The sequence below is a fragment of the Mesorhizobium sp. M7A.F.Ca.US.007.01.2.1 genome (assembly GCF_003998165.1).
In the GTDB taxonomy this organism is placed as follows: Bacteria; Pseudomonadota; Alphaproteobacteria; order Rhizobiales; family Rhizobiaceae; genus Mesorhizobium; species Mesorhizobium ciceri.
Map to the genome: position 1 here is coordinate 1 of NZ_RZQP01000358.1, position 4,087 is coordinate 4,087.

Consider the following 4,087-nt stretch of genomic DNA (forward strand, 5'->3'; position numbering starts at 1 on the left):
GCTATATCGCCGCCGTGCTGACCTCGATCCTGGTGCCGGTGCTGCTGATCGCTCTTCTGGAAGGCATCGAAGACGGCAACTGGTCGATCATTTTCGCCTTCGACTGGCTTGGCTCGTTCCCGCTCGCCGTGTTGACCGTAATGATCGGCGCGCTGTTGATCGTCGGCCCGGCGCTCTTTGTCGCCGAACGGTTCTCACTTCGAGGATGGTTCTACTTCGCCGCCACTGGTGCGATCACGTCCATTGCCTTTGGCGTATCCATGCCGCGCTCGGCCAGCAGCTTTGTCTTCAATCCGGGCTTTCTGGGTTTTCTCGCCACCGCCGGCATCGCCGCCGGTTGGATCTACTGGCTTCTGGCTGGACGCAGGTCCGGCACGGGCCGGAATCTGGGCCGGGATTGATGGCGCGTCTCGTCGGCTACCTCATCCGTTTCACCGTCATCCTGTTCGGCTATGCCGTCGCCTCGCTGGCGGCGAGCGCCTTCCTCAACATCCTGTTCCTGGCATCGCTCGGCTACACGCCGGAGCATGCGCATCCGACGGCGACGGCTTCCCTGTATTTTTCAATTCCCTTCGCCGCCCTGTTCGTCGCCTATTTCGCCCTGATGCCGGCCTCTGTCGTCATCCTGCTTGCCGAAATCCTGGGCCGGCGCGACTGGCTGTTCTATGCGCTGGCGGGCGCGGTGGTTGCCGGTGTTTTCCTCGGGCTTGCCGACCACAGCGGTGACACCGCCTTCGCCGTCAGGGACACCAGCGCCATCATGGCCGTGATCGGCAGCGGCATGGTCGGTGGTATCTTTTACTGGCTCAGCGCCGGGCGCTGGGCCGCAAGCTGGTGGCAAGGCGAACCAGAATCAAAAGAGGATGGCCGGACAGGATGACGGCGCCTACTTCGCCTGGGCCGTCAGGATCTTGAGGGCGAAGGCGGAGAACACGCCGGCAAACAGATAGTCGACCACCCGCGTAACGCGCGGGCTTGCCTTCATCGCCGCCGAAAACTTTTCCGCCGCCAGCACCATCGGCACCGTCACCGGGACCGACAGCACGATGAACATCGTGCCCAGGAAAAACAGCTTTCCCGGTGCGTTCGGATCATGTGCGGAGACGAACTGCGGCAGGAAGGTCATGAAGAACAGGATGATCTTCGGGTTGAGCAGATTGACGCCGAGGCCCGCCGCCCAGCTGCGCAACAGCGAAATCTCGGGTCCCGTCTTCTTCTCCGGCGAAAAGGCCGAGCCCCTGGTGATTGCCTGCCAGGCCAGGAAGACGAGATAGCCGGCGCCGAAGATCTTCAGCACGAAGAATGCCATCGGCGAGGCGACGATCAGCGCCGAGACGCCGACCACCACCAGCGTGGTGTGGATCAGCGTGCCGCACAGCGCGCCGGCCATCGAGGCAAAGCCGGTGGCACGGCCCTGGCTCAGCGTGCGCGAGACGAACAGGGTCATGTCCGGCCCCGGCGTGATCGCCAGGATGACCGTGGCGATGGCGAACTGGATCAGCGTGGTGGTGTCTGGAATGAACGACATGAGCGGCCCCGGGGAATTGGGAGGCCTATACAGGATGCGCCATGTCGACGCCAGACACAGCAGCGATCCGATCTCGATCCAGCAGGCGTCTGCACGGCATTCGCTGGGCGCCGGCCGCGGCAGTCCTATGCCTGCCTGCTCAGCCGTATCCTCGCTGGCTCCTCCGCGAAGAGTCGATCGTTGCGGACATCGGTGTCCCCGGTGATCTGGTCGATCGGCTTGGGCCGGCCGAGAAAATAGCCTTGCGCCTCATTGCAGCCTTCGACCTGCAGGATGGTGAGCTGGACATGTGTCTCGACGCCTTCGGCGAGCACCGGAATGTCGAGGCTGCGGCCCAGCGTCAGCACCGCCCGGATGATGGCCTTGGCCTGCGGGCTTCGCTCGACATCGGCCATGAATGAGCGGTCGAGCTTGATCTTGTCGAAGGGAAACGAGCGCAGCGTATCGAGCGATGAATAGCCGGTGCCGAAATCGTCGATCGCGATCGTCACCCCAAGCGCCTTGACCTGGCGCAGGACATGCAGCGTGCGCACCTTGTCGGCGACGATCGTCGATTCGGTCAACTCCAGCTCCAGCCGTTTCGGCGACAGCCCGGTCTCGATCAGGATCTGATGGACGAGCTTGGCGAGATCGGCATGGGCGAACTGCACCGGCGACAAATTGACCGCGATCTTGTGGCCATTGCCCCACGAGGCCGCCTGCCGGCACGCGGTCCGCAGCACCCATTCGCCGATCGCCATGATCGAGCCGTTCTCTTCGGCAATCGGGATGAATTCGGCGGGCGGGATCATGCCATGCACGGGATGGGTCCAGCGCAGCAGCGCTTCGTAGCCGCAGGTGGCGCCGGTCGGGACCGAGGTCTGCACCTGATAGTGAAGCGAAAGCTCGCCGCGGTCGATCGCCTGGCGAAGGTCGGTGGCCAAGGCGCGGCGCGCCCGCGCCGTCTCGTCCATGGCGGATTCGTAGAAGCAGACGGCTCGCGTCACGTCGTTCTTCGCCCGGTACATGGCAAGGTCGGCGTTGCTGACCAACCGCTCGCGGTCGGCCCCGTCGCGCGGATAGACCGCGCTCCGTGCTGAACTGCATCTTCTTAGTGCTGCGATGCGGGGCGCCATGGCACGGTCCCGCCAAAACGCCACGGCCCAGGCATCGCGCTCCCGCCATGCGCTGGACCAGAAGCCATGCATGCACGCGTGCTTGCTCGCTCTGCCGTTCCTGCTAAAAGGCGCTGCGACAATCTGTGACGCCCAGGCTGGGGCGTCCGCCACCGACGGGGTAAAAATGTCCAAAACCAAAGACATCAAGAAAGTCGTGCTCTCCTATTCCGGCGGTCTCGACACATCCATCATCCTGAAATGGCTGCAGACCGAGTTCGGCGCCGAGGTCATCACCTTCACCGCCGATCTCGGTCAGGGTGAAGAGCTGGAACCGGCGCGCCGCAAGGCCGAGATGATGGGCATCAAGGACATCCGTATCGTCGATGTGCGCGAGGAATTCGTCGCCGACTTCGTCTTCCCGATGTTCCGCGCCAACACCGTCTATGAAGGCACCTATCTGCTCGGCACCTCGATCGCCCGGCCGCTGATCTCCAAGCATCTGGTCGATATAGCCCGGGAAACCGGCGCCGATGCGATCGCGCATGGCGCCACCGGCAAGGGCAACGATCAGGTTCGCTTCGAGCTCTCGGCTTACGCACTGAACCCCGACATCAAGGTCATCGCGCCGTGGCGCGACTGGTCGTTCAAGTCGCGCACCGACCTGATGAACTTTGCCGAACAGCACCAGATCCCCGTGCCGAAGGACAAGAAGGGCGAGGCGCCGTTCTCGGTCGACGCCAACCTGCTGCACTCCTCTTCCGAGGGCAAGGTTCTGGAAGATCCATGGAGCGAGCCGCCGGAATTCGTCCACCAGCGCACCGTTTCGCCGATGGATGCGCCCGACAAGGTCACCGAGATCGAGATCGAGTTCCTGAAGGGCGACCCGATCGCGCTCAACGGCAAGAAGCTGTCGCCGGCAACCATGCTGGCGGCGCTCAACGATCTCGGCCGCGACAATGGCATCGGCCGGCTCGACCTGGTCGAGAACCGCTTCGTCGGCATGAAGTCGCGCGGCGTCTACGAAACGCCAGGCGGCACCATCCTGATCGCCGCCCACCGGGCCATCGAATCGATCACGCTCGACCGAGGTGCGGCCCACCTCAAGGACGAGTTCATGCCGCGTTACGCCGAGCTGATCTATAACGGCTTCTGGTTTGCGCCCGAACGGCTGATGCTGCAGGCGATGATCGACAAGAGCCAGGAAGACGTCGAGGGCACGGTGCGGCTCAAGCTCTACAAGGGCAACGTCATGGTCACCGGCCGCAAGTCGAAGAAGACGCTTTACTCCGATGCGCTGGTCACTTTCGAGGATGACCGTGGCGCCTATGACCAGAAGGACGCCGCCGGCTTCATCCGCCTCAATGCACTGCGGCTGAGAACGCTGGCAGCGCGCAACCGCGCCAAGTAGGGCGGATGCGCGGTTTCGGTCGCTGCCTGGCGCCGCTGGTTGTTCTGGCGACGC

At 63.7% G+C, this 4,087-nt stretch carries 4 protein-coding genes and 1 pseudogene; 3 read left to right on the forward strand and 2 right to left on the reverse strand.

What is annotated here, in order from left to right:
• Positions 1-401 (forward strand): hypothetical protein (locus EN949_RS33455; RefSeq protein WP_127371934.1); only part of this gene is annotated, 401 nt, incomplete at its 5' end.
• Entirely contained in the window at positions 401-880 is a 480-nt protein-coding gene (locus tag EN949_RS33460; protein WP_063169555.1) for a hypothetical protein, read from the forward strand. The genes EN949_RS33455 and EN949_RS33460, both read left to right, overlap by 1 nt.
• A gap of 6 nt (positions 881-886) precedes the next feature.
• Here EN949_RS33460 and EN949_RS33465 read toward each other — a convergent pair whose 3' ends face one another.
• Both EN949_RS33465 and EN949_RS33470 read right to left on the reverse strand, forming a co-directional pair.
• The gene (locus tag EN949_RS33465; protein WP_013528810.1) at positions 887-1,528 is read right to left on the reverse strand and encodes a LysE family translocator; all 642 of its coding nucleotides are present in this window, start codon (positions 1,526-1,528) and stop codon (positions 887-889) included.
• 125 nt (positions 1,529-1,653) lie between these two features.
• A pseudogene (locus tag EN949_RS33470) lies at positions 1,654-2,595 on the reverse strand (GGDEF domain-containing phosphodiesterase); the annotation flags it as partial.
• Positions 2,596-2,809: 214 nt separating this feature from the next.
• Here EN949_RS33470 and EN949_RS33475 point away from each other — a divergent pair.
• Positions 2,810-4,033, forward strand: a complete 1,224-nt coding sequence (locus EN949_RS33475; protein WP_063169556.1) for an argininosuccinate synthase — start codon at positions 2,810-2,812, stop codon at positions 4,031-4,033.
• Positions 4,034-4,087 lie beyond the last annotated feature (54 nt).